This is a genomic window from Rahnella perminowiae (assembly GCF_019049695.1).
GTDB lineage: Bacteria > Pseudomonadota > Gammaproteobacteria > Enterobacterales > Enterobacteriaceae > Rahnella > Rahnella perminowiae.
Window position 1 is genome coordinate 1 of record NZ_JAFMOT010000186.1, and the last position, 24,905, is coordinate 24,905.

Consider the following 24,905-nt stretch of genomic DNA (forward strand, 5'->3'; position numbering starts at 1 on the left):
GACCAAGAGGGCTCGTCATAGCCCTCTTGGTCGGTTTCGGCGCGAGAGGCCATGTGATAAATGTTAGTGAGAAACCGAAATTTTCTCGATCAAGCGTTTAAAGACGGGGCCGTGGGGATCACCCCCCACAAACTTTCCCCACCGCCTTCTCAAACCTTTCCATCCCTTCGCTGATGTCAGCGAAATCAATCACCAGTGAAGGCGCAAACCGCATCACGTTTGGTCCGGCGACCAGCATCATCAGCCCGGCTTCTGCGGCGGCGGCATGGAATTCTCCGGCACGGTTTTTATACGCATCGGCAAGCTCGGCGCCGATCAGCAGCCCCTGACCACGGAACTCGTTGAAGATGTGATATTTCTGATTGATGGCATCCAGCGCGCTGATGAATTTCTCGCGGCGTTCGTTGATGCCAGCCAGTACGTCAGGTGTATTGATGATATCCAGCGCAGCTTCAGCCACCGCACAGGCCAGCGGGTTGCCGCCGTAGGTGGTGCCGTGTTTGCCCGGCTCCATAACGGAAGCCACTTCTTCAGTTGCCAGCATGGCACTGACCGGGAAACCGCCGCCGAGCGCTTTGGCTGTGGTCAGAATATCGGGCGTCACGCCGTAGTGCATATAGCTGAACAGCTTGCCGCTGCGTCCCATACCGCTTTGTACTTCATCCAGAACCAGCAGCGCCTGATGTTTGTCACAAAGCTCGCGCAGGCCTTGCAGAAACGCCTGGGTAGCGGGGGTAACGCCGCCCTCCCCCTGCACCGGCTCAACCACAATGGCGCAGGTGTGGTCGTCGATCACCGCCTTTACGGCATCCAGATCGTTGAATGGCACATGCACAATGTCAGCGGGTTTCGGGCCGAAGCCGTCGGAGTATTTCGGCTGGCCACCCACGGAAACCGTGAACAACGTGCGACCATGGAAGGCGTTATGGAAAGCGATGATCTTACTTTTGTACGGGCTGTGACGGTGTGAAGCATAGTAACGCGCCAGTTTAAAAGCCGCTTCGTTGGCTTCAGCGCCGGAGTTAGCGAAAAATACACGGTCGGCAAAAGTGGCATCGATCAGCTTCTGCGCCAGTCGCAGGGCGGGTTCATTGGTAAATACATTACTGACATGCCAGAGGGTTTCGCCCTGCTCATGCAACGCTTTCACCAGTGCCGGATGGCAATGCCCGAGCGCTGTCACAGCAATGCCCCCTGCGAAATCAACATATTCATTCCCTTGCTGATCCCAGACGCGACTGCCTTTACCTTTCACCGGAATGAATTTCGCCGGTGAATAAACCGGTAAAATGACTTTATCGAATGTACCCCGATCTACCGCTGATTTTTCTGACATTACTCGTCTCCCCGCTGCCATTAATATGAAAATATAATCACAAAATATGCATAAAAAATCACAGACAGGCAAACGAAAATCGCACCCGAGGCGGAAGTAATTTTTTCAGCAATATTAACTGATTAGATTTTAAGGAAATTATCCAGAAGCTGGTGCCCCTGCTCGCTCAGAATGCTTTCAGGATGAAACTGAACGCCATGCACGGGCAAGGTTTTGTGCATGATGCCCATAATGTCGTCGCGATCACCACTACGTTCTGTCCATGCCGTGACCTCAAAACAGTCGGGCAGCGTCTGTGGCGCAACCACCAGAGAATGGTAGCGCGTCACGGTCAGCGGATTATTCAGCCCGGTAAAGACGCTTCTGCCGGTATGGCGGACAGGTGAGGTTTTGCCGTGAATGGCCTGCCGCGCACGGACGATTTTCGCGCCGAACGCCTGCGCCATCGCCTGGTGCCCGAGGCAAACGCCGAGAATCGGTAAACGGTGGGAGAAATGGACAATGGCGGGCAGGGATATGCCCGCCTGATCAGGCGTACACGGGCCCGGAGAAATCACCAGATGTGAAGGAGAAAGTTGTTCAATGTCGGAGAGGGTAAGCTGATCGTTACGCATTACTTTCACTTCTGCGCCCAGCTCGCAAAAATATTGATAGAGGTTGTAGGTGAAGGAATCGTAATTGTCGATCAGCAGCAGCATAGTATACCCGGTAAAAGTCGCAGAATTTACCGGGCAATTCTACGCATTTTTCAGCGCGGGCTCAGTATTTTGTCGCTTAATGTTCTTCCGGGATTTCACTGACAACGGCATTAAAAATTGCCACCAACCCTGATTCATCACCAAATACCGCTGTTTTATTGGCTGCCAGCCAGCTTTCCCGATCCACTTTAGACCAGTCAATGTCGTAGCCAGCATGAATGACCAGTTGCTCGATAAAAATGCGCAGCGCACGACCATTCCCTGTGCGGAACGGATGCAGCAAATTCAGGCCGGTATAATAATGAGCCAGTCGCTCAGCAAGATTATCCAGCGGTAAGCCGACCAGAAATTTCTCCTCTTCCAGTTCCTGCATCAGCGCATTGCCCTCTTTTTCGATGTATTCGAAATGGCAAAACGGCGTGTCATCCTTATAAATATCAATCTCACGGAACTCGCCTGCCCAGGTATAAATATCCTGGAACAAGGACTGATGCACCGCACACAGATGCGGCAGTCCCATCACTGAAGGCCCAAGCGGCATCGCTGACGCGCGCAGGGCAGTAAACGCCAGTTCAGCCTGCAACAGCCGATGCTCTTCACGTATTTCCAGCCGGTTTTTGAGCACATTGATGCCGGGATAATAATAAGGGTCGGCACCGGCCACGAGTTTATCGTTCATAGTGCTTCCTCAGTTCGGTGAGACGTTGTGAAATTTGTTCGTTGTCTAACGTGATAACCTCAACCTGCAAACCATCAAGCGCACTGCTGGCCTGAAAGTTCTGCCGCTGACGTTCGCGAAAAAGTTTTTCCTGCTGCCTGAGTGTCAGTTTCTTCGCCATCTTTTCCTCCCTGGGTACAGCTATTCGGGTATATACCTGGTGGAGTTAAGTATAGACAGAGAAAAAAGGGCGCCAGCCTCAGCGCCCTAAACTCGGATTATTCAACAGCGATAGGGGTCTCGTTCACGTCTGTTTTATGATCTGCCTGAAGTGTTTTCACCCGATCCTCAAGCTGTTTCACCGCCTGCGCATCCGGCAGAAGTGAATATTTCAACTCAAAGACCGTGCTCTGGCCGGGTTGCAGTTGTTTCACGCGGCCTTGTTTACGTTCGATAGTCACCGGATAGGCATAGTTAGTGCCCGGTTCGATACCCGTAACGTAACCCTGCTTCAGGGTGTCGGTATTTTTCCACAGCGTCAGCAGCGGCAACTGATGGGTATCGAATTCAATCGATGCGCCCTTGTTCCCCGCTTTGTTCACTACGCCGGCAATCGTTTTACCCTGCGCATCCGCCAGCGGCACCATGTTAAAGACCATCTCATCAAAGCCTTTGGTCGGCCCGGCGTAAGTCTGCCAGTCTGCTAAACCTTTTTTAGCGTAATCATTGAACGGAGAGATTGATTTCAGCGGCGCAATGAAACGGGCACCCTGCTCAAGGATCGGCTGACCGAAATTACTGTGATAAATAATCTGATAGTCGTGCGGATAATCCGACTGGTTAGTCAGGGTGTCGTGAATAGTCCACGAATGGCTACCCGGCACGTAACGCAGTTCAGTCCAGGTTTCCAGCTTGGCTTTCTTAAAGGTATCTTCTTTCAGCAAGCCACGCACTGTGATTTCATGAGGGGCTTTATCGGCGATCTCAACCACCACTTTCGAGGCGGGTGTATTGCCTGCCCGGCCGTGCAACGTATAAATCATGCCGTCGGCAGTAACAGGATGTCCGGTCCATTCAAAGCCGCAACGCACCATCATTTCGTTGAAACCTTCCAGCCAGCCCACACCGTTACGGCTTTCAAGATTGATGTACGCAGGATTGACCACTTCCTGAACCGGAGAATCCCAGCCTAAGCGAATGTTATCGCCGGTCACGTGCAATAAATCCATCCCGCGCGTCGGGCTGAGAGCGATGGTCAGTCCCTTGCTGGTAATGGTAATAACTTTTGACCCTTCCTGTTTGCCACCGTGTAACACTTTTTGTTCGATGCTGAAATCGGTTCCCGCAATGTTCAGCTTTTTGCTATCAGTCTTCCAGTTTCCCAGTTCTGTACCGGCTTCAGCATCCGTCAGCACGATAGTTTGTGCAGCAGCTTGCCACGAAAAAAGCCCCAGAACGATCCCGGTTGCGAGTAATTTTTTCACAATAACCCCTTTTTGCTGAATTGATTTAGCCCAAAAGCAATTCAGCCTACAAACTCCGTCAGGCGAAAAATGTGACAGCCTTCAAGTTGAGCGTTTTTGAGGCTAAATGGCAGATGGTAACGTGCCCGGCCTCGCAAAAATTGTTTAGTTGAGGGAAAATTTGCACATGAAATTGAGATCTGAAACAAGAATGAAGGTTCATAAGCTGATGCGTTTCAGCTTAAGCGTGTTAGCAGACAGGCAATAAAAAGCCCCCGGAACCGGAGGCTTAGAAAAACAGTATTATGGAAGAAAGGCTGAGAAATTAAGGCAGCACTTTCGCAGACAGGATCACAATCGGCGTCGTCGGCACGTTCTGATAAGGCCCGACATTATTGGTTTTGACCTGAGACATTTTGTCTACCACATCCATCCCTTTGATGACTTTACCGAATACGGCATAGCCGAAATCACGCTGACCGTGATCGAGGAAGGCGTTATCTGCCACATTGATGAAGAACTGGCTGGTCGCGCTGTCTTTATCGGCAGTACGCGCCATGGCGATGGTGCCGCGCAGGTTGCGCAGGCCGTTATCCGCTTCGTTCTTGATGGGCTCTTTGGTCGCTTTCTGCTGCATGTCAGCCGTAAAACCGCCCCCCTGAACCATGAAACCTGGGATCACGCGATGAAAAATGGTGTTGTTGTAATAGCCGCTCTGGGCGTAATCAACGAAATTCTTTACAGAAACCGGTGCCTTCGCACTGTCGAGTTCCAGTTCGATATTCCCTGCTGAAGTGGTCAGCATGACGTGGGTTTGAACGGCCGCAAGAACGGGCGACATTGCAGTCAGGGATAGCAGCGCAGTGAGGGCCACTAAAGTACGTTTAAACATGACAGTTCCTTTCTCCAGAATACAAACAACAGATCTTACTGATTCTAAAGAGCCTTTACGCTCAGCGCCAGACCTTTACTTTTATTTACGCTTGAGAATAAATATTCTAATTATTTCAAAATATTACACCCTGTTTTTAACGGTCTTAACTGTTGAAATCTACAGGGTAATCTTCATGAAGATGGATGACCGTTTTTGCGAGCTGTGTTTGCGCGATCAGTACCCCTTCGCGCACGGAATATTGCACCGGCGTCTGGCGGCGTACGGCATCAAAACCACTTTGCGCCGGCAGGATCACCAGGCTGGCAGCATTGCCGCTTTCAAGACCATAACCTTCCAGATTCATAGTCCGGGCGCTGCAGGTGGTGATGAGCTTCAGCCCGTCATCAATTTGCTGATATCCCATTAACTGGCAGACATGCAGCCCCATATGCAGTACCTGCAACATATTCGCGGTACCAAGCGGATACCACGGGTCAAACACATCATCATGCCCGAAACAGACATTGATCCCCGCCTCCAGCATTTCCTTCACACGCGTTATACCACGGCGTTTCGGATAAGTATCAAACCGCCCCTGCAGGTGGATATTGACCAGCGGGTTGGCGACAAAGTTGATACCGGACATTTTCAGCAAGCGGAATAAACGCGAGGTATACGCCCCGTTGTAGGAATGCATTGCCGTGGTATGACTGGCGGTGACGCGTGGGCCGATATTTTCCCGCAAGGCCAGCGCGGCCACGGTTTCGACAAAACGCGACTGTTCATCGTCAATTTCATCGCAATGGACGTCGATCAGCTTGTCGTATTTTTTCGCCAGTTCGAAGGTTTTATGCAGTGATTCAACGCCGTATTCGCGGGTGAATTCGAAATGCGGAATAGCGCCTACCACATCCGCGCCACGCTTCAGCGCTTCTTCCAGCAAGGCCTCACCGTTCGGGTACGACATAATGCCTTCCTGCGGAAACGCCACAATTTGCAGCGTGATCCACGGCGCGACTTCGGCTTTCACTTCCAGCATGGCGTTGAGCGCCGTCAGCGTCGGATCCGACACATCCACATGGGTGCGCACATGCTGAATGCCATTGGCAATCTGCCACTTCAGGGTTTGCCATGCGCGCTGTTTAACATCTTCATGCGAGAGCAGCGCTTTGCGTTCAGCCCAGCGCTCAATGCCTTCGAATAACGTGCCGGACTGATTCCATGCTGGCTGACCGGCAGTCTGGGTGGTATCGAGATGGATATGCGGTTCGATAAAAGGGGGGATTGCCAGCCCGCCTTCAGCATCAAGGATATGTTTGCCGTAATCGGCATTGTCCAACTGGGGGACAATCTGGCGGATCACGGTGTCGTCGATGTCTATCTGCCATAGCCCTTCACGGCCAGGCAACCTGACATTTTTAACGGTACGCAAAAGAGTTTTCTTCACGCATTACCTCACCATTTTTAGAAAGACTGTGTTGTGGTTTTTTAAAAGCCAATCCTAGAACAATAGCCTGAAAGTGTTTATAAATCGAAAGGTTACACAAAAACCCAATGAAATCAGTCAAATACCCCCTAAGGAGTATATTGGGATCGGCTTGATTTGCATCAATACCCCCTGTTACGCGCGGGTTATGTTTAGCCTCAGAAAATCAATATTGAGGCAATTATGAGCAAAGTCAGAATCGCGATGATTGGCAACGGCATGGTCGGCCATCGCTTTATCGAAGATTTACTGGATAAAGCAGAACCGGATCAGTTCGATATCACGGTGTTTTGTGAAGAGCCGCGCGTGGCCTATGACCGCGTCCATCTTTCCTCTTATTTTTCCCATCATACTGCGGAAGAGCTGTCACTGGTTCGCGAAGGATTTTACGAAAAGCATCATGTCAATGTGCTGATTGGCGAAAGGGCAATTACGCTCAACCGCAGTGAAAAAGTCATTCACTCCAGCAGCGGTCGCACGGTGTATTACGACAAACTGATTATTGCTACCGGCTCCTACCCGTGGGTGCCGCCGATTACCGGTTCTGATGGTCAGGATTGCTTCGTTTACCGCACCATTGAAGACTTACATGCCATCGAGGCCTGTGCCCGTCGCAGTAAACGCGGTGCGGTGGTCGGGGGCGGTTTGCTCGGCCTCGAAGCAGCCGGGGCACTGAAAAACCTTGGCGTAGAAACGCACGTTGTCGAATTTGCGCCTGGCCTGATGGCGGAACAGCTTGATACACAGGGTGGCAGCCAGCTTCGTCAGAAAATCGAAAGCATGGGCGTACGCGTTCATACCGCCAAAAATACCAAACAGATCATTCAGGGCGGCAGTACTGCCCGCAAAACAATGGAATTTGCCGACGGTACTTTCCTCGAAGTCGATTTCATCGTGTTCTCCACCGGTATCCGACCGCAGGACAAACTGGCACGTCAGTGCGATCTGCAGATCGCCCCGCGCGGCGGCATCGTGATTAATGATCAGTGCCAGACCAGTGACCCGGACGCCTATGCCATCGGCGAATGTGCCTCGTGGAATCAGCGGACTTTTGGACTGGTCGCGCCGGGTTACAAAATGGCGCAGGTCACCGCCGACCATTTGCTTGGTCGCGATAACGCTTTCACGGGTGCCGACATGAGCGCCAAACTGAAACTGTTAGGCGTCGATGTGGCCGGTATCGGCGATGCCCATGCCCGTACGCCAGGCGCGCGCAGCTATGTCTATCTGGATGAAACCAAGGCATTGTATAAACGCCTGGTCGTCAGCGAAGATAATAAAACGCTGCTTGGCGCAGTGCTGGTCGGCGACACCAGTGATTACGGCAATCTGCTGCAACGGGTACTGAACAGTATTCCTTTGCCGGAAAATCCGGATGCGCTGATCCTGCCCGCTCATGCAGGCAGTGGCGGCGCAGTGATGGGCACTGATGCCCTGCCGGAAAGCGCACAAATCTGTTCGTGTTTTGACGTCACCAAAGGCGATATCATCAAAGCAGTTCAGGGTGGCTGTCTTACCGTGGCAGCGCTGAAATCAGCAACGAAAGCTGGCACTGGCTGTGGCGGCTGTATTCCGCTGGTGACGCAGATACTGAATGCCGAACTCAGCAAACAAGGCATCGAAGTTAACCATCATCTTTGCGAACACTTCGCGTATTCGCGGCAGGAGCTTTATCACCTGATCCGCGTTGAAGGCATCCGCTCATTCAACGATTTGCTGAATAAATACGGCAAAGGCTACGGCTGTGAAGTCTGTAAACCAACCGTCGGCTCGCTGCTGGCCTCCTGCTGGAATGATTACGTGCTGAAATCGCAGCACACACCGTTGCAGGACACCAACGATGTGTTTCTCGCCAACATGCAAAAAGACGGCACCTATTCCGTTATACCGCGTTCGCCGGGTGGTGAAATCACGCCGCAAGGCTTGCAGGCAATAGGTGAAATCGCGGCTGAGTACAATCTCTACACTAAGATTACCGGTTCACAGCGTATCGGCATGTTCGGCGCGCAAAAAGACGATTTACCGGCCATCTGGCAGAAACTGATCAGTGCCGGATTCGAAACCGGTCAGGCGTACGCCAAAGCCCTGCGCATGGCGAAAACCTGCGTTGGCAGCACCTGGTGCCGTTATGGTGTGGGCGACAGCCTCGGTTTCGGCATCAGCCTGGAAAACCGCTACAAAGGCATCCGTACCCCGCATAAAATGAAATTCGGCGTATCCGGCTGTACCCGTGAATGCTCTGAAGCACAGGGCAAAGATGTCGGGATTATCGCGACAGAAAACGGCTGGAATCTTTATGTCTGCGGCAACGGTGGCATGAAACCACGGCACGGTGATTTACTGGCCGCCGATCTGGATAATGACACCCTGCTGCGTTATCTCGACCGTTTCATGATGTTCTACATCCGCACCGCCGATAAGCTGCAACGCACCTCGGTCTGGATGGATAACCTCGAAGGCGGTATCGGCTACCTGCGCAAAGTCATCATCGATAACAAACTGGGGCTTAACGATCAACTGGAAGCCGAACTGGCACGCCTGCGTGAATCGGCCGTTTGCGAGTGGCAGGAAACCCTGAACGACCCGGCTGCGCAAACCCGCTTCAGCCATTTTATCAACAGCAGCCAGCGTGACCCGAACGTGCAGTTTGTCGGTGAGCGTCAGCAGCATCGTCCGGCGCGTCCCGACGAGCGTATTCCGGTGAGACAAATCGCCGGCGGGGAGGAAGTATTATGAACCAGTGGTTAACACTTTGTTCCGTCGACCAGATCTTACCCGCCTGCGGTGTATGCGCGCTGGCAGGCGATCAGCAGGTTGCGCTATTCCGTCCTTACGCTGATGAGCAGATTTTTGCCCTGTCGAACATTGACCCGTTTGCACAGGCCAGCGTGCTGTCACGGGGGATTATCGCGGAACATCAGGGCGAGTTGTGGGTCGCCAGTCCGCTGAAAAAACAGCATTTTCGTCTGACCGACGGAGTCTGCATGGAAGACGAACAGTATTCAGTTCCGGCTTACGAGGTCCGTGTACAGAACGGCAATGTGGAAATCAATACCGCCAGCCTTCAGTCTGTAGCCGGCTAAACTGCACGCCTTCCACGCCGCCTCCGGGCGGCGTTATTATCTGTTCCGCCACATCAGTTTGATAGAGAAGCGTCCATGGATTATTTGCCCCTCTTTTGTCAGTTAAAAAACAGAGCCTGTTTACTGGTTGGTGCCGGTGATGTTGCTGAACGTAAAGCGCGTCTGCTGCTGGAAGCTGGCGCAGAACTGACGGTGAATGCCCTCACCTTTACGCCGCAATTTCAGATGTGGGCAGACGAAGGTAAAGTCCGCCTGTTACGCGGTGAATTCTCACCACTGCTGGTGGATGAAAAATGGCTGGTGGTCGCCGCGACCAATTCCGACCTGGTAAATCAGGAAGTCAGCGAAGCCGCAGATCACCGGCGCGTGTTCTGTAACGTGGTCGATGCACCGGAAAGTGCCAGCGTGATTATGCCGTCAATCATTGACCGGTCTCCGCTGATGATCGCCGTGTCTTCCGGCGGCAATGCGCCGGTGCTGGCGCGTTTACTGCGCGAACGTCTGGAGTCCATTCTGCCGCAGCATCTGGGCAAACTGGCGCAGATTGCGGGCGGATTGCGGGCGCGGGTCAAGACATGCTTCCCTGATGCCTCCGAGCGCCGTCGCTGGTGGGAAAAACTGTTTAACCATCATCGCCTGGCGCAGTCGCTGGCGAATAATGACACTGCGCAATCCCATGAATATCTTGAAGCATTATTCCATGAACCCGTGGATAAACATGGCGAGGTCATTCTGGTCGGTGCCGGACCGGGCGATGCCGGATTACTGACACTCAAAGGCTTGCAGCAAATGCAACTGGCCGATGTGGTGGTTTTCGACCGTCTGGTTTCCGACAGTGTGCTGAATCTGGTTCGTCGTGACGCAGAGCGGATTTTCGTGGGCAAGCGCGCGGGACATCATTGTGTACCGCAGGAAAGCATCAATAAAATCCTGCTGGAACAGGCCCAGATGGGCAAACGCGTTGTCCGGCTGAAAGGGGGCGATCCCTTTATCTTTGGTCGTGGTGGCGAAGAACTGGAAGCGCTGAAAGCCGCAGGCATCGCATTTTCCGTGGTGCCGGGCATCACGGCGGCCTCCGGTTGCTCCGCTTACAGTGGCATTCCGCTGACCCACCGCGACCATGCACAAAGCGTGCGGCTGATCACCGGTCATGCGAAGCAGGACGGCATTGTGGACTGGGCCTGCATGGCGCAAAGCCAGCAAACGCTGGTTTTTTATATGGGGCTCACGCAGGCCGGAGAGATTCAGCGCCGTCTGCTGGAAAACGGTCTGGCTGCAGAAACACCTGTCGCACTGGTAGAAAACGGCACCAGCCAGCAACAGCGGGTGGTGACAGGGACGCTCACAGAGCTCGATAAGCTGGCGAAAGAGGTGCACAGTCCCAGTCTGATTATTGTCGGCAGTGTGGTGAGCTTACGTCAGAAACTTAACTGGTTTGCCAGCGAAACCGTGGCGGCACAACAGGATTGAGTACACCGCGTTCCTGAGGTCTTAAAGCAAAAAACCACGTCCGCAGACGTGGTTTTGATTTAACAATCGAAGTAGAAATTATGGAAGCGTGACGAAGCCAATCGCTTCATAAGCTTTCTTCAGTGTCACGCTGGCACGGGCACGGGCTTTCTCAGCGCCCTCTTTCATTACCTGTTGCAGATAAGCCTCGTCGCTGCGGAAACGGTTAAAACGTTCCTGCACGTCGGTCAGCATGCCTGAAACCGCTTCGGCAACCGCACCTTTCAGATGACCATACATCTGGCCTTCGAATTCCGCTTCCAGCTCCGGAATGCCTTTGCCGGTCACACCGGAAAGAATATCCAGCAGGTTAGAAACACCCGGCTTGTTTTTAATATCGTAACGGATGACAGGCGGCTCTTCAGAATCCGTCATCGCGCTTTTAATCTTCTTGGTCACCGCTTTTGGATCTTCCAGCAGGCCGATCACGTTTTTACGGTTGTCATCCGACTTAGACATCTTCTTGGTCGGTTCCTGCAATGACATAACCCGCGCACCGGATTTCGGAATAAACGGCTCCGGCACAGTAAATACATCGCCATACAACGCGTTGAAACGGCTGGCAATATCTCGGCTGAGTTCCAGGTGCTGTTTCTGATCTTCACCGACCGGTACCTGATGGGTCTGGTACAGCAAAATATCCGCCGCCATCAACACCGGATAATCGAACAGACCAGCGGTAATGCTTTCGCTGTTGGATGTCTCATAGCGCGCAGATTTATCTTTGAACTGCGTCATACGACCCAGCTCACCGAAATAGGTATAGCAGTTCAGCGCCCAGCTTAGCTGGGTATGTTCAGGAACATGAGACTGCACGAAGACAGTACTTTTCTTCGGATCAATACCGACCGCCAGATACAGCGCCAGCGTATCGAGGGTTGCTTTACGCAACTTCTCCTCATCCTGACGTACGGTGATCGCGTGCAAATCGACGATACAGTAAATGCATTCGTAATCGTCCTGCATTTTGACCCATTGACGCAGCGCACCCATGTAGTTGCCAATGGTCAATTCGCCGGAGGGCTGTGCGCCACTAAATACGATGGGTTTACTCATTTTATGCTTCCTGATCTTTTAAAGATGACAGCCCTAACGTGGGCAAAAGGTCGGCGAAATTATCCAGTACGCGATCGGGTTTGGTCAGCGCGATAGTTTCACCGTAGTTATAGCCATAAGTCATGCCCACACACGGACAGCCAGCGGCTTGTGCAGCGTGAATATCATTGCGGGAATCCCCCACAAAGACCATTTCACTGGCACGCAATCCAAGCAGTGCCAGCGTCATATAGACCGGCGCCGGATGCGGTTTTTTCGCCACGACATCATCACCGCCAATCACGACCGTGAAATAGCTGTTGATGCCTAACGATTGCAGTAAAGGCGCAATGAAAGGCGTCGGTTTGTTGGTCACCAGCCCCATGGGCATGCCTGTGGCTGCCAATGCTGCCAGCGTCTCTTTGACTTGCGGGTATAAGCGGCTGCCACCTGCGGCGGTATCGGCATAATAATGATCGAATTTATCGCGCACCGTCTGCAGGAAAGCTGGCGATAAATCGCCTCCGGCCCAGCGGACGGCACGTTCTACCATGACATCAGCGCCATTGCCAATCCAGGTACTAAGACGCTCAACGCCTGCGGCAGGTAAACTGAAATCACGCAGCGCCATATCCATCGCTTCGGAGAGACCCGGCGCGCTATCGACCAGCGTACCGTCGAGATCAAAACCTAAACCGCGCGCCTCAAGGAGCTCAGACATGCGAGACCTTAGCCAGTTCACTGCGCATATGGTCGATCACCGTACGGTAATCCGGCTGATTAAAGATAGCGGAACCGGCGACAAACATATCTGCACCCGCTGCGGCGATTTCACCGATATTTTCGGCCTTCACTCCGCCATCAACTTCCAGACGAATGTCATAACCGCTGGCGTCAATGATCTTGCGAACCTGACGCAGTTTATCCAGTGTGCCCGGAATAAACGACTGACCTCCGAAGCCTGGATTCACCGACATCAGCAGGATCACGTCGAGTTTATCCATCACGTATTCGAGATAGCTCAGGGAGGTCGCCGGGTTAAACACCAGACCGGCTTTACAGCCATGGCTTTTAATCAGCTGCAGTGAGCGGTCAACATGTTCAGACGCTTCGGGATGGAAGGTAATGTAAGAGGCACCGGCTTCGGCAAAATCCGGGATCAGGCGATCAACCGGTTTAACCATCAGATGAACATCAATAGGTGCGGTAATGCCGTAGTTACGCAACGATTTAAGAATGGCTGGCCCCATCGTCAGATTGGGAACGTAGTGGTTATCCATCACATCAAAATGGACAACATCTCCGCCCGCTTCCAGGGCTTTGGCTGTATCTTCACCCAGACGGGCAAAATCAGCAGACAGAATGGACGGTGCAATCAAAAACTGTTTCATCCGCTTCTCCAAACGATAGGTTTACCCGATGATCACCGGCTGACCGGCCATCAGCGATATAGCGCTAAAAGTTCATTCACCATGCTGCGCTGGGCAACTTTACTGCTGATAGTACGGCGCGCTGACACACGGTGCAGCTGTTTCGCCTGAGCGTACCATTCCAGCGTCAGGGGTGTTTCGTGGTTGGAAATCAGCACCGGCACATCGTTCTCATTAGAAAGCTGATACGCCAGACGAGCCAGATTGCGCTGATCATCCATGCTAAAACTGTTGGTGTGGTACGCCGTAAAATTTGCTGTCGCAGAAAGCGGGGCATAAGGCGGATCACAATAAACCACCGAGCCAGACTGTGCTTTCAGCAAGGTGTCCTGGTAATGCTCACAAACAAATACCGCATGCTTCGCTTTTTCAGCAAACCAGTAGAGTTCTTCTTCAGGGAAATACGGCTTTTTATAACGCCCGAAAGGCACATTAAACGCGCCACTGAGATTATAACGACACAGGCCGTTGTAACAATGGCGGTTAAGATAGAGGAAAAGTACCGAACGACGATAAATATCGCTGCTGGCATTAAACTCAGCCCTCAGGACGTAAAAACGATCTGATTCGTTAAACTCTGGCGTGAACAGCACACGTGCATCACGCACGAATTCTTCAGTGCGTGTCTTCACAATGTTGTAGAGATTGATCAGGTCGTTGTTGATATCCGCCAGAATATAAGCGTCATACTCGGTATTCAAAAATACCGAGCCCGCGCCAACAAAAGGCTCAATCAGACAATCTCCCACCGGAAGATGACGTTTGATGTCATCAATCAGCGGGTATTTGCCGCCAGCCCACTTCAAAAACGCGCGGTTCTTCTTCATGCCGTCAGTTAGCTACTTATACAATTCACAGCCGCGGATTGTATCCTGTTTTTAGACAGCAAATCGCGTTGAGATCAGTTTCATTTTTTCAGGTCTTGCTGTACCTGATGTACAGGTTTGACCCACGGTTTTTTAGCCTGAACTTCCGCAGGCAGACTGGAAATAGCACGTTTGGCCTCTGCAGAAGAAGCATAGTTACCACTTACCAGTACAAACCACGGCTTCCCTTCGCGGGCGGTCTGATAAACCAAATAATTTTTCAGGCCCTGCTGTTTTGCAAACGCATTCAGTGTATTGGACTGAGAAGCACCGCTCAGTTGCAGGGTAAAGTGCGTACCTGGTGCAGACTTAATGCCCGACATGCTACCAGAAGCTGCAGCCGGTGCAGATGCAACCGGAGCAGATGACGCAGTGGACTTCGTTACCGGCGTTTTCGCTGTATGCGATGCCGTAGCGGCTGTTTTATGCTCAGCAGGCTTCGAAGTATGAGCAGGTTGCGCATTTCGCGAAGCTTGCGCAGGGCGTGTATGGGTGGCTGACGGCTGAGAACCTGCCGGGGCCTGAGTACGTGCTGAACCATTAACGGTTGCGGGTGCGGTCGGCAAAGAAGTCAGTGACTGAGCTGCGGGTGCCATGCTGCCTTGTGCCACACCATCGACCTGATTTTGCTGGGAAGAGAGCGCATCACTCATATCACCCGGCAAATCGACACGTTCTTTCGCCTGACCATTATCCGGAACAGGCTGAGCTTCGGTTGGTGTCGGGGAAACTGGCGGTAAACCGATACTCTTCGGTTGCTGGCCATCGGCTGGCTGCTGACCGTCTATAGCTTGCGCTGTATTGGCCTGAGCCTGAGCAGAAGGCTGAGCAGGTGCCGCCGCATCATTACCCGCGAGACTAATGTCCTTCGGACCATTGTTCTGCTGAGCAGGCTGGCTGGAGGAAGATGACTTCATGGCAGAGCCGATACCGACAATCAGCAATACCAGCACCACAATACCGATGCCGATCATCACGTACTGACGGGATACCGCAACTTTTGGAATGGAAGGAGACGGTTTGCGCGCGCGCGGTGGGCGGCGATCGCTGGTGTCTGGTTTGAGATCGTCTTCCGGTGTTAAATCATCCATCTAAAACCTCCAACCCGGCAAAAGCCTCAAGAGGCTTTACGCGGAGCAACTATCCTGACTAAAAATATAAAGCTTTGCTGGCAAACGTAAAATCGATCGTTATGTGGCCACCATGATGACCACTGTCTTAACGGCAATCTTCAATCGAAGCCAGCACCATTTCATGCGATACGCCGGAGCGTACTTCCGACTGACCTATTGCTTTCGGCAAAACCAGACGCAGCTCGCCAGCCAGTACTTTCTTATCACGCATCATGTGCGGCAGATAGGACTGCGCCTCCATAACTTCAGGGCCGGTCACAGGTAAACCCGCACGGGTCAGCAAAGTTTTTACCCGGGCTATGTCACCCAGACTGAACTGCCCAAGGCGATGGGCCGTATAACAGGCCATCACCATACCGGCTGCCACAGCTTCGCCATGCAACCAGTTACCGTAACCCATTTCGGCTTCAATAGCATGGCCGTAAGTATGGCCCAGATTCAGCAAGGCGCGCATGCCGTTTTCACGTTCATCGGCGGCCACAACCTCGGCTTTCAGCTCGCAGCAACGGCGGATGCAATACGCCAGCGCATTCATATCCAGCGCCAGTAAAGCTTCCATGTTGTCTTCAAGCCAGACAAAGAAATCAGCATCCAGAATAATGCCGTATTTGATAACTTCTGCGAGACCCGAAGACATTTCACGGGCAGGCAGCGTTCGCAGACAGTCGAGATCAACCACTACCGACGCAGGCTGATAAAACGCGCCGATCATGTTTTTTCCGAGTGGATGGTTTACCGCCGTTTTACCGCCAACGGAGGAGTCAACCTGAGAAAGCAGCGTGGTTGGCACCTGAACAAAGCGCACACCGCGCTGATAACTGGCTGCAGCGAAGCCGGTTAAATCACCGACGACGCCACCACCAAGGGCGATCAGAGTCGTATCACGTCCGTGCGGCTTTTTGAGCAACGCGGAGAACACATCATTGAGAACAGTCAGGGATTTGTATTGTTCACCATCAGGCAAAATAACCTGATCAACACGAACGCCTGCCTGCTCCAGCACTGAACGAATAGCGTCCAGATAGAGAGGGGCCAGGGTTTCGTTGGTCACTATCATGACCTGATCGCCTGCCTTTACCGGCATAAAAGAAGCCGGATCGTGGAACAATCCGGCAGCAATCGTAATGGGGTAGCTACGCTCCCCTAACGTTACGGTAATCCTCTCCATGTCGTGCTCTGTGACCTTCTTTAACTGACACCCTCAGGCAATGATGAACACCAATAATCAGTTACTTTCCAGCATATTGATAATCTGGTTGGCAACGACTTTGGCACTTTGATCATCGGTACGAATAGTGACGTCGGCAATCTCTTCATACAAAGGATTGCGTTCTCTCGCCAGTGCTTCAAGCACTTCACGTGGCGGAGCACTCACTTGTAATAATGGACGTTTTTTGTCGCGTTGTGTACGCGCCAGTTGTTTTTCGATAGTAGTTTCAAGATAGACGACAACGCCACGCGCTGACAAACGGTTACGGGTTTCACGTGATTTCACGGAACCGCCACCAGTCGCCAGAACAATGCCTTGTTTTTCGGTCAGTTCGTTGATCACTTTTTCTTCGCGGTCGCGGAATCCGTCTTCGCCTTCCAAATCAAATACCCAGCCCACATCAGCTCCGGTACGTCGCTCAATTTCGTGATCGGAGTCAAAAAACTCCATATTGAGTTGCTGAGCTAACTGTCGACCAATAGTGCTTTTGCCGGCACCCATAGGCCCAACCAGAAAGATATTGCGTTTCTCTGCCATGTTTTTCGGTATTACTAAGACAATTCGTTGATGATAACCCGCCCCGCCAATCAAATTAGCGGCGGGACCTAAACTGAAACCTCATGAGCGATATAGTGCGAGATCAGAAAAAAATTATCTCAACACTCTTGGTAGTTTGGCAACCGAATAAATCACTTTGCACGCCGCAGGAGGGAAACCGTACGTTTTTATCGGCGTGTCTGTCGTAATAAAAAGATCACGGTGCTCAATTCGGTAACCCTTGTAAGCTAAATCGACGGCAGCGTCAAACTCAGAAGCCTCTTGCGACACAAAAAGTTGCATACGCTCAACGTTATTGTGCAATTTACAGAGCGTCAGAATGCCCTTTTAACGGGTAAGGATTAAGGTCGGGGTGATGAAAATCACCAACTCACGCCGCTGTTCATGGGTGTACTGGTGTTTAAACAAGGAACCGACCCCGGGAAGGTCGCCGAGGACAGGTACTTTTGTGTCCGTTTTTTGGTTTTTACGCTGAAATATCCCGCCAAGCACGATAGTTTCTCCGTCTTTTACCGTAACCTGAGTTTTGATTTCCTGCTTATCAATCGCCAGCGCCTCACCTTCGGACTGCTTAATGCTCCGGCCCGGCATGTTCTGGCTAATCTGCAATGCCAGCTGGATACGACCGTCACGCTGAATTTTCGGCGTAACCTCCATTCCCAGCACCGCTTCTTTGAATTCAATCGACGTGCTGCCACTCGCCCCGCTGGAAACCTGATACGGGATTTCCGTACCCTGTTTAATGCTGGCAGTCTGCATGTGCGCCGTCAGCAACCGCGGGCTGGCGATAATATCGACCTTGTCTTCCTGCTCAAGCGCCGTCAGTTCAAGCTCAAGGATCCGCCCGCTGATATGTGCAAGATTAAAACCCGCAGTAAATATCGGATTTTCGACCGGCATGCCCATACTAAAATTATTCATACGCACGGCTTTTGTAATGGGTTCCTCACCGGTAAACCCCCAGCGCACACCCAGTTCGCGCAGGCTTTCACTGTTCATTGTGACTATATGTGCTGCCAGTTGAACCTGCTGAAGAGGTAAATCCATTTCCTTTATCCAGGGTGCCACAACATCCAGCGCAGCCTGCGTGTCACGTAATAAGAGTGTATTGGTGCGGGGATCTGCAGAGGCATTACCTTTTGGAGATAACAGCGAGCCTTTCTGCGCGTTCAGGCTAAGCGCCGTCTCTTTCGCATCTGCGTATTGCAGAGGAACGGTAAGGCTGATCAGCGGGCTGTGGAGCGCCTGCTGGTCGGCTGCCTCTTTCAACCGCTGTTGTACAACCTGCGGATCTTGTTCAGGCGACACAATTAAAACGTTGCCCTGCAACTGGCTGGTGAGATGGTTCATTTGCAGAATAATGTCGAGCGCCTGCTGCCACGGCACTTCTTTGAGTTTCACACTCATCTGCCCTTCAAGACCCGGTGCAGTGATCAGATTCAGTTGCCGGAAATCTGCCAGCGCCTGTAATACCAAACCGACCGGAGAGGACTGAAACTCCAGCGAAATCAACGGTGGTACATCAGCTTTCACCGGGCTGAGGTATAAACACAGCAAACACAGTACAATCCGCTTAGTCACGTATTTCATTATTTCCCTTTCCCTGGAGAATCCTTGCCTTTACCCAGCCTGATAATCTGACGCAGTGCACCGCAACGCGCATCACTGAGGCTGAGTTCAACCTGCGAACTGCTGAGTGCTTCAACCGTCCATTGCGGCACTCCAAATTGCGTACCCGTTTCGACTTTACTCCAGCGCCCTTGCGGTGAAAGCAGCCAGCCATAACGCTCCCCGCCGGCATCTGAAATCCCGCTAAGGCGCCATTCAGATACCGTAGAAAAATCAGCACAGGACGGCGTCTGTGGCACACTAAACGGATCACGTACGACATTCGGCGCGACGGCAGCGGTAAAAAATCCTGCCGCTGACGTGGTTTGAGTCAGTAACACTGAGGCTTTCATCCCGGCATCACCGGTGGTGTGTAAATTCAGCTCGCTGAATGCAGGCTGCCCGGGACGTTGCATCAGCGCATAAAGAAAATCCATCAGTCCGGCAAAAGTCACCTGCAATTGCAATTCACCCTGTGGTTCTTGTTTCGGTTGCAAAACTGGCTTCCAGCGAATCAGTACGGCCTGAGCGTCTTTCAGCGGCCGGGAAAACGCTTGCTCAAGCGGCAGGATTTCGTGTTGCGATGTCACATTGCCGGCCAGTTCCTGCTCCAGGCTTTCCAACGGAACCCTGAGCATCAACGCCCTCTGAGCCTGGGAAAGGGTCTGCCGTGCGGTGTAAATCTCCCGTTTCAGTGTGTCGTGTTGCTGCCATAACCCGCGCAATACAAGCTGATACAGCGTCAAAGCCAGAATGAGCAGACATGCAGTCAGCATGCACACCCGCTGCCAGCCGGGTTTTTCCATCAGCGGATCAATATGCTCTGCCAGTAAACCGGTCATTGCACTACTCCCGGCGCAGGCAGGGCTTTTTCAGTGCGAAACTGCGTTTTCATCACGAAACTCAAGTTATTGTTGGGTTGCTGCTGTACATCAGAAAGACTGACTTTACTGAGCAACTCTCCTGCTGACAGCATTTCGCTCAATGCCACAATGTCGTGATATATCCGCCCTTCGCCTTTTAACGTCATCATTCCCTGATGCTCCGTCAGCTCCGTCAGCCAGAGTTCTTCGGGCATCTCTGACGCGAGTAACACCAGCAATTGCAGATAATCCCGGCTCCGTTGCACACGCTGGTGGCTTAAAAGACGCGATTCAGCCAGAACCTTTACCTGTTCCGATGCTGCCTCCACACGACGCTGACGGAGCGTAATCTTTTGAATATCTGAATGTAACGCTGACAGTTTCACCTGTAACAGCGCCCGTTCCTGCACCAGGAAAGTGGCCAGAAGCAAAGCACCGGCCACCACAGAGACAGGAACAGAAATAAAAATTTTCAGGCAGAAACGCATCAGCTTTTGACGGCGCAACTTTCGCCACGGTAATAAATTGATCTGTAGCATCAGTTATCTGCCTGCCGGATAGCCAGCCCGACGGCAGGCGCGAATGCACCGGGATTTGCCGGCAAAGGCGCGGACAATTGCACGATCGCGCTTAATGGCGACCAGCATTGCATTACCGCAGAGGACGATTCACCGCTGTAATAGTCCTCCGCATGGCATAACGCAGCCGCGCGATACTGTGTGCGAATCTTCTGAGAGACCGTGTTTTCAGCGCCGGCCTCTGCATAATCCAGCATGCCAAACTGGAACGGCAAACTGTGCGGCGAAGCCCAGAGAAAGAGATCATCAAGGGGATGGATCAGCAATGCATCACCCGGAACGCCTGCAGCACAGGCCGCCATCTGAAGGGCGCAGGGAGTCAGCTCAATAGTGTCCGGGAACAACCGGGCCTGCGCCATGCAGTGCATCCACTGTTCGATTTCCTGCTGCCTTGCCGCCGTAACCACCAACTGATTATCGCCCTGCGGGTCAGCCCGGTAGTCCATCACCAGATGCTCCATAGCCAGAGGAAACTGTTTTGCCGCGTTAGCGAAGATAAACGCACTGCGCTGCGGCTCACCCAAACGGGCATCGGGCGCGGCCATGCGTTGTTGCATAATACGTTGCGCAGGAAGGCTGATTCGTAATGAAAAAGACGTCGGCAGCGTTTTTCGCCAGCACGATAAAATGGCGATCAGCGGCGCGCTCTCATGTAATATCCCCTCCCGCAATGTGAAAGGAGGCAAAGGATGTTGCCACCAGTGACGTAATTGCCAGCCATGACGCCGCCGCTGAACGGCGATCGCACGGGCAAAACCGGCTTGAATATCCAGACCTACCTGCCATGCTTGTAGTCGCATTTTCGCCCAATCTCCATATCGTCAGGTAAATAAAAGAACGTATCCATGTTGCTGGCTTGCCTTTATACTACCGCGCGGTTGTTTATAAACTGCCCAATTGACACTTAATGGGAAATCTCAGGTGAAGTTCGTAAAGTATTTATTGATTCTTGCAGTGTGTTGCATTTTGCTGGGAGCCGCCTCGATCTTCGGTTTGTATAAATATATCGAGCCTCAGTTACCCGACGTCGCCACGCTTAAAGACGTGCGCTTGCAAACACCGATGCAGGTTTTCAGTGCCGAGGGTGATTTAATTGCCCAGTATGGTGAAAAGCGCCGTATCCCACTGAAACTCGACCAGATCCCACCGGAACTGGTGCATGCGTTTATCGCGACTGAAGACAGTCGCTTCTATGAACATCATGGTGTGGATCCGATCGGTATTTTCCGTGCGGCTTCCGTTGCGATGATGTCAGGCCACGCCTCACAGGGCGCGAGCACCATTACCCAGCAGTTGGCTCGTAACTTTTTCCTGAGCCCTGAACGCACGCTGACCCGTAAAATTAAGGAAGCATTTCTGGCCATCCGCATTGAGCAGATGATGTCCAAAGATGAAATCCTCGAGCTGTATCTGAATAAAATTTATCTCGGTTATCGTGCTTATGGCGTCGGTGCCGCTGCACAGGTTTACTTTGGTAAAGATGTCAGCCAGCTAACGCTCAGTGAAATGGCAGTGATTGCCGGGCTGCCCAAAGCACCGTCAACCTTCAACCCGCTGTATTCGCATGACCGTTCTCTGGCCCGTCGCAATACCGTACTGGCACGTATGCTGGATGAGAAATACATCACGCAGGCCCAGTATGATCAGGCGCGTGCTGAGCCGTTGGTCGCCAATTATCATGCTCCGCATATCGAGTTTTCGGCGCCGTATCTGACCGAAATGGTGCGTCAGGAAATGGTGAAACGTTATGGCGACAACGCTTATAACGATGGCTATATGGTTTACACCACCATTACCAAAAAAACCCAGCTTGCTGCCCAGGAAGCCCTGCGTACCAACGTGCTTAATTACGATATGCGCCACGGTTATCGCGGTCCGTCAAATCAGCTATGGAAAGTAGGTGAACCGGCGTGGGATCAGAACAAGATTGTCCAGTCGCTGAAAACGCTGCCGGTATATGGTCCGCTGTTCCCGGCCGTTATCACCGCAACGGATGATGCTCAGGCCACGGCGACGATGTCGAACCGCGCGGTTATCAGCCTGCCGTTCAGCGGCATGCGCTGGGCGCGACCTTATCGTAATGACAATGCTCAGGGCCCGACCCCGAAAAAAGTCACTGACGTGGTACGTCCGGGTCAGCAAGTTTGGGTACGTAAAGTGGGTGATGACTGGTGGCTGGCGCAGGTGCCTGATGTCAACTCAGCCATTGTTTCGCTCAATCCAAACGACGGTGCCATTGAAGCGCTGGTTGGCGGGTTTGACTTCAACCAGAGCAAGTTTAACCGCGCCAACCAGGCGGTTCGCCAGCTCGGTTCTAACATCAAGCCTTTCCTGTACACAGCAGCAATGGACAAAGGTCTGACCCTGGCGACCATCCTGAATGACATGCCAATTACCCGCTGGGATGCCGGTGCCGGTACTGACTGGCGTCCGAAGAACTCACCGCCAACGTATTACGGTCCGATTCGTCTGCGTCAGGGGCTGGGTGAATCCAAGAACGTGGTCATGGTACGTGCTATGCGTGCGATGGGAGTGGATTACGCAGCTGAATATTTGCAGCGTTTTGGCTTCCCGGCTGCGAACATTGTTCATTCCGAATCACTGGCGTTAGGTTCTGCTTCATTCACCCCGTTGCAGGTTGTACGCGGTTACGCCACCTTGACCAACGGCGGTTATCTGGTTGACCCGTATTTCATCACCAAAATTGTGGATGAATCCGGTCAGGTGCAGTTTGAAGCCAAGCCTAAAATCGCCTGTCGTACCTGTAATATTCCCGTTATTTATGGTGATACGCAGAAATCTGCCGTACTGTCGGATGACAATGTAGAAAACGTTGCCACATCCACCACCAATAATAATACCAGTGTGCCAACGCCACAGCTTGAGCAGGTTCCACCGAACTCGCCGCAGGTTGATGCCGCACAGCAATACGCGCCACATGTGATCAGCACACCGCTGTCATTCCTGATCAGTGATGCGTTGAACTCCAACATCTTCGGCGAGCCCGGCTGGATGGGAACAGGCTGGCGCGCAGGACGTGACCTGAAACGTCACGATATTGGTGGCAAAACCGGTACAACCAACAGCTCGAAAGATGCCTGGTTCTCCGGATATGGCCCTGACGTGGTGACCTCAGTCTGGATTGGCTTTGACGATCACCGTCGTGATTTGGGTCGCTCAACGGCTTCCGGTGTTATTACGGATCAAATCTCCGGTGCCGAGGGCGGCGCGAAAAGTGCTCAGCCGGCCTGGGATGATTACATGAAAGCCGTGCTGGAGGGCGTGCCGGAACAGCCGCAGACCCCGCCTCCTGGTATTGTGACGGTGACTATCGATAAGAGTACCGGTAAGCTTTCTGACGGCGGTGGCAACAGTCGCCCTGAATACTTTATCGACGGGACGCAGCCGACAGAACATGCTGTGCATGAAGTCGGGACAACCATCATGGATAACGGTCAGGAACACGAACTGTTCTGATGCCTGAGCTGTAAAGCAAAAAGCCGGTCTGCGAAATGCATGACCGGCTTTTTTAATAGTGTTTACCGCGGGATCAGCGGGCGTTACGCATCAAAAAATCATGCGCCAGGAATAATGCACTCACGTTGCGGGCTTCGCAAAAATCCGGATGCTGCAGCAATTCCATCATACGTGACACTGGCCAGCGAGTTTGTGGCAAAGGTTCCGGTTCATCACCTTCCAGACTTTTCATATACAAATCTTTGGCAATGACGATATTCATGCGGCTTGAGAAGTAAGAAGGCGCCATGGTCAGTTTTGCCAGCACATCAAAGTGCCGCGCGCCATGCCCCACTTCTTCCATCAGTTCACGGTTCGCCGCCTCAAGTACGCTTTCACCCGGGTCGATCAGTCCTTTGGGGAAACCCAGCTCGTAGCTTTCAATGCCTACAGCATATTCCTGAATTAACAGCAGTTCATCATCAATGATCGGCACAATCATCACTGCTTCACGATCGGAAGGACGCATGCGTTCATACACGCGTTCGACGCCGTTGCTGAATGTCAGATCAACAGATTCGATGGTGAATAATCGCGAACGGGCTACGGTTTCCACCTTCGTAATTTTCGGTTTTTGCAGGTGTTGTGTCATCTTATCCCCAACTTATTATTCACCTGACCAGAGGTGTTCTAATGGGTTCGTTTGTCTGTTCAAAGGCCACTAACGGTAGTCATTGTGCGTTAATGAACGCCAGCATCGCAATCTTTACTGAAAAACTGTCTTTGTCCCGTGTATTTTTCGGACAAAATATCATTAAAAAATCACCGTTATTCGCGCAAAAAAAACACGTTACCTCATGGCTGTCACATTTTTGCTTTAACAAAAACACTCTCACTTCAAAATAGGATTATACCGATACCCGCCGATTCCCAAATGCAGGTATTCTCTAGCATGGTATTTTTATGCACACGATTCAGGCAAACAATAATAAAATTCCTATCAAAAAGGCGTTCATGCGCAAAATGTGCATTTCGTTTATGTATAATACTTTCACAGAGTT

23 protein-coding genes are annotated in these 24,905 nt (G+C 52.2%); 4 read left to right on the forward strand and 19 right to left on the reverse strand.

The features are described 5' to 3' along the window. Positions 1-118: 118 nt before the first annotated feature. The 7 genes from argD to J1781_RS20520 form a co-directional block, all read right to left on the reverse strand. Entirely contained in the window at positions 119-1,336 is a 1,218-nt protein-coding gene (gene argD / locus J1781_RS20490; RefSeq protein WP_129953773.1) for a bifunctional acetylornithine/succinyldiaminopimelate transaminase, read from the reverse strand. A 122-nt stretch (positions 1,337-1,458) separates the two neighbouring features. After that, positions 1,459-2,034 (reverse strand): aminodeoxychorismate synthase component II, encoded by a 576-nt coding sequence (locus J1781_RS20495; protein ID WP_217234122.1) that lies wholly within the window; start codon positions 2,032-2,034, stop codon positions 1,459-1,461. A 76-nt stretch (positions 2,035-2,110) separates the two neighbouring features. Further along, positions 2,111-2,713 (reverse strand): putative adenosine monophosphate-protein transferase Fic, encoded by a 603-nt coding sequence (locus J1781_RS20500; protein WP_217234123.1) that lies wholly within the window; start codon positions 2,711-2,713, stop codon positions 2,111-2,113. Then, on the reverse strand, positions 2,703-2,873 hold the full coding sequence (locus J1781_RS20505; protein ID WP_013573629.1) for a YhfG family protein: 171 nt from the start codon (positions 2,871-2,873) through the stop codon (positions 2,703-2,705). Before J1781_RS20505 ends, J1781_RS20500 begins: the two co-directional genes overlap by 11 nt. Positions 2,874-2,970: 97 nt before the next feature. Further along, positions 2,971-4,176, reverse strand: a complete 1,206-nt coding sequence (locus J1781_RS20510) for an aldose 1-epimerase family protein (RefSeq protein WP_129953776.1) — start codon at positions 4,174-4,176, stop codon at positions 2,971-2,973. Between the two features lie 304 nt (positions 4,177-4,480). After that, the gene (ppiA, locus tag J1781_RS20515) at positions 4,481-5,047 is read right to left on the reverse strand and encodes a peptidylprolyl isomerase A (RefSeq protein WP_217234124.1); all 567 of its coding nucleotides are present in this window, start codon (positions 5,045-5,047) and stop codon (positions 4,481-4,483) included. Between the two features lie 145 nt (positions 5,048-5,192). Further along, the gene (locus tag J1781_RS20520) at positions 5,193-6,476 is read right to left on the reverse strand and encodes a cytosine deaminase (RefSeq protein WP_129991448.1); all 1,284 of its coding nucleotides are present in this window, start codon (positions 6,474-6,476) and stop codon (positions 5,193-5,195) included. Positions 6,477-6,698: 222 nt separating this feature from the next. On the opposite strand from J1781_RS20520, the gene nirB reads away from it, so the two are divergent. The 3 genes from nirB (at position 6,699) to cysG (ending at position 11,068) form a co-directional block, all read left to right on the forward strand. Next, positions 6,699-9,251, forward strand: a complete 2,553-nt coding sequence (nirB, locus tag J1781_RS20525) for a nitrite reductase large subunit NirB (protein ID WP_217234125.1) — start codon at positions 6,699-6,701, stop codon at positions 9,249-9,251. Next, on the forward strand, positions 9,248-9,598 hold the full coding sequence (gene nirD, locus J1781_RS20530) for a nitrite reductase small subunit NirD (RefSeq protein WP_129953780.1): 351 nt from the start codon (positions 9,248-9,250) through the stop codon (positions 9,596-9,598). Before nirB ends, nirD begins: the two co-directional genes overlap by 4 nt. Positions 9,599-9,673: 75 nt before the next feature. After that, on the forward strand, positions 9,674-11,068 hold the full coding sequence (cysG, locus tag J1781_RS20535; RefSeq protein WP_217234126.1) for a siroheme synthase CysG: 1,395 nt from the start codon (positions 9,674-9,676) through the stop codon (positions 11,066-11,068). A 78-nt stretch (positions 11,069-11,146) separates the two neighbouring features. On the opposite strand, the gene trpS is transcribed toward cysG, so the two are convergent. From trpS to pilM, 11 genes are all read right to left on the reverse strand, one after another. Beyond that, positions 11,147-12,163 carry a tryptophan--tRNA ligase gene (gene trpS / locus J1781_RS20540; protein ID WP_217234127.1) on the reverse strand — a complete coding sequence of 339 codons (1,017 nt, stop codon included), beginning with the start codon at positions 12,161-12,163 and terminating at the stop codon, positions 11,147-11,149. A gap of 1 nt (position 12,164) precedes the next feature. Further along, entirely contained in the window at positions 12,165-12,863 is a 699-nt protein-coding gene (locus tag J1781_RS20545) for a phosphoglycolate phosphatase (protein WP_217234128.1), read from the reverse strand. Further along, positions 12,856-13,533, reverse strand: a complete 678-nt coding sequence (gene rpe / locus J1781_RS20550) for a ribulose-phosphate 3-epimerase (RefSeq protein WP_129953784.1) — start codon at positions 13,531-13,533, stop codon at positions 12,856-12,858. Before rpe ends, J1781_RS20545 begins: the two co-directional genes overlap by 8 nt. A 50-nt stretch (positions 13,534-13,583) precedes the next feature. After that, positions 13,584-14,399: an adenine-specific DNA-methyltransferase gene (gene dam, locus J1781_RS20555; RefSeq protein ID WP_129953785.1), complete on the reverse strand. Its 816-nt coding sequence runs from the start codon at positions 14,397-14,399 to the stop codon at positions 13,584-13,586. Positions 14,400-14,479: 80 nt separating this feature from the next. After that, positions 14,480-15,529, reverse strand: coding sequence for an SPOR domain-containing protein (locus J1781_RS20560; RefSeq protein WP_129991450.1), 1,050 nt, complete (start codon positions 15,527-15,529; stop codon positions 14,480-14,482). A 127-nt stretch (positions 15,530-15,656) separates the two neighbouring features. After that, positions 15,657-16,739 (reverse strand): 3-dehydroquinate synthase, encoded by a 1,083-nt coding sequence (gene aroB / locus J1781_RS20565; protein ID WP_129953787.1) that lies wholly within the window; start codon positions 16,737-16,739, stop codon positions 15,657-15,659. A 57-nt stretch (positions 16,740-16,796) separates the two neighbouring features. After that, a complete protein-coding gene (gene aroK, locus J1781_RS20570) occupies positions 16,797-17,318 on the reverse strand; it encodes a shikimate kinase AroK (RefSeq protein WP_014333540.1) in 522 nt (173 codons plus the stop codon). 348 nt (positions 17,319-17,666) lie between these two features. Beyond that, a complete protein-coding gene (hofQ, locus tag J1781_RS20575) occupies positions 17,667-18,929 on the reverse strand; it encodes a DNA uptake porin HofQ (RefSeq protein ID WP_217220635.1) in 1,263 nt (420 codons plus the stop codon). After that, entirely contained in the window at positions 18,929-19,789 is an 861-nt protein-coding gene (locus J1781_RS20580) for a DNA utilization family protein (protein ID WP_217234129.1), read from the reverse strand. Before J1781_RS20580 ends, hofQ begins: the two co-directional genes overlap by 1 nt. Then, entirely contained in the window at positions 19,786-20,349 is a 564-nt protein-coding gene (locus tag J1781_RS20585) for a PilN domain-containing protein (RefSeq protein WP_217234130.1), read from the reverse strand. Before J1781_RS20585 ends, J1781_RS20580 begins: the two co-directional genes overlap by 4 nt. Next, the gene (pilM, locus tag J1781_RS20590; RefSeq protein WP_129953791.1) at positions 20,349-21,188 is read right to left on the reverse strand and encodes a pilus assembly protein PilM; all 840 of its coding nucleotides are present in this window, start codon (positions 21,186-21,188) and stop codon (positions 20,349-20,351) included. Before pilM ends, J1781_RS20585 begins: the two co-directional genes overlap by 1 nt. Positions 21,189-21,309: 121 nt before the next feature. Here pilM and mrcA point away from each other — a divergent pair, with 121 nt between their 5' ends. Then, on the forward strand, positions 21,310-23,865 hold the full coding sequence (gene mrcA / locus J1781_RS20595; RefSeq protein WP_217138454.1) for a peptidoglycan glycosyltransferase/peptidoglycan DD-transpeptidase MrcA: 2,556 nt from the start codon (positions 21,310-21,312) through the stop codon (positions 23,863-23,865). A 73-nt stretch (positions 23,866-23,938) separates the two neighbouring features. Here the strand turns inward: mrcA and nudE are convergent, their stop codons facing one another. Continuing rightward, positions 23,939-24,496, reverse strand: a complete 558-nt coding sequence (gene nudE, locus J1781_RS20600; protein WP_129953793.1) for an ADP compounds hydrolase NudE — start codon at positions 24,494-24,496, stop codon at positions 23,939-23,941. Between the last annotated feature and the right edge of the window lie 409 nt (positions 24,497-24,905).

Coding starts and splice junctions, on each gene's coding strand:
- J1781_RS20560 (WP_129991450.1), bottom strand. CDS start 15,529: ATGGATGATTTAACACCGGAAGACGATCTCAAACCAGACACCAGCGAT.
- pilM (WP_129953791.1), bottom strand. CDS start 21,188: ATGCGACTACAAGCATGGCAGGTAGGTCTGGATATTCAAGCCGGTTTT.
- J1781_RS20545 (WP_217234128.1), bottom strand. CDS start 12,863: ATGTCTGAGCTCCTTGAGGCGCGCGGTTTAGGTTTTGATCTCGACGGT.
- J1781_RS20585 (WP_217234130.1), bottom strand. CDS start 20,349: ATGCTACAGATCAATTTATTACCGTGGCGAAAGTTGCGCCGTCAAAAG.
- nirD (WP_129953780.1), top strand. CDS start 9,248: ATGAACCAGTGGTTAACACTTTGTTCCGTCGACCAGATCTTACCCGCC.
- J1781_RS20495 (WP_217234122.1), bottom strand. CDS start 2,034: ATGCTGCTGCTGATCGACAATTACGATTCCTTCACCTACAACCTCTAT.
- nudE (WP_129953793.1), bottom strand. CDS start 24,496: ATGACACAACACCTGCAAAAACCGAAAATTACGAAGGTGGAAACCGTA.
- cysG (WP_217234126.1), top strand. CDS start 9,674: ATGGATTATTTGCCCCTCTTTTGTCAGTTAAAAAACAGAGCCTGTTTA.
- aroB (WP_129953787.1), bottom strand. CDS start 16,739: ATGGAGAGGATTACCGTAACGTTAGGGGAGCGTAGCTACCCCATTACG.
- dam (WP_129953785.1), bottom strand. CDS start 14,399: ATGAAGAAGAACCGCGCGTTTTTGAAGTGGGCTGGCGGCAAATACCCG.
- nirB (WP_217234125.1), top strand. CDS start 6,699: ATGAGCAAAGTCAGAATCGCGATGATTGGCAACGGCATGGTCGGCCAT.
- rpe (WP_129953784.1), bottom strand. CDS start 13,533: ATGAAACAGTTTTTGATTGCACCGTCCATTCTGTCTGCTGATTTTGCC.
- ppiA (WP_217234124.1), bottom strand. CDS start 5,047: ATGTTTAAACGTACTTTAGTGGCCCTCACTGCGCTGCTATCCCTGACT.
- J1781_RS20505 (WP_013573629.1), bottom strand. CDS start 2,873: ATGGCGAAGAAACTGACACTCAGGCAGCAGGAAAAACTTTTTCGCGAA.
- hofQ (WP_217220635.1), bottom strand. CDS start 18,929: ATGAAATACGTGACTAAGCGGATTGTACTGTGTTTGCTGTGTTTATAC.
- aroK (WP_014333540.1), bottom strand. CDS start 17,318: ATGGCAGAGAAACGCAATATCTTTCTGGTTGGGCCTATGGGTGCCGGC.
- J1781_RS20500 (WP_217234123.1), bottom strand. CDS start 2,713: ATGAACGATAAACTCGTGGCCGGTGCCGACCCTTATTATTATCCCGGC.
- J1781_RS20580 (WP_217234129.1), bottom strand. CDS start 19,789: ATGACCGGTTTACTGGCAGAGCATATTGATCCGCTGATGGAAAAACCC.
- argD (WP_129953773.1), bottom strand. CDS start 1,336: ATGTCAGAAAAATCAGCGGTAGATCGGGGTACATTCGATAAAGTCATT.
- trpS (WP_217234127.1), bottom strand. CDS start 12,163: ATGAGTAAACCCATCGTATTTAGTGGCGCACAGCCCTCCGGCGAATTG.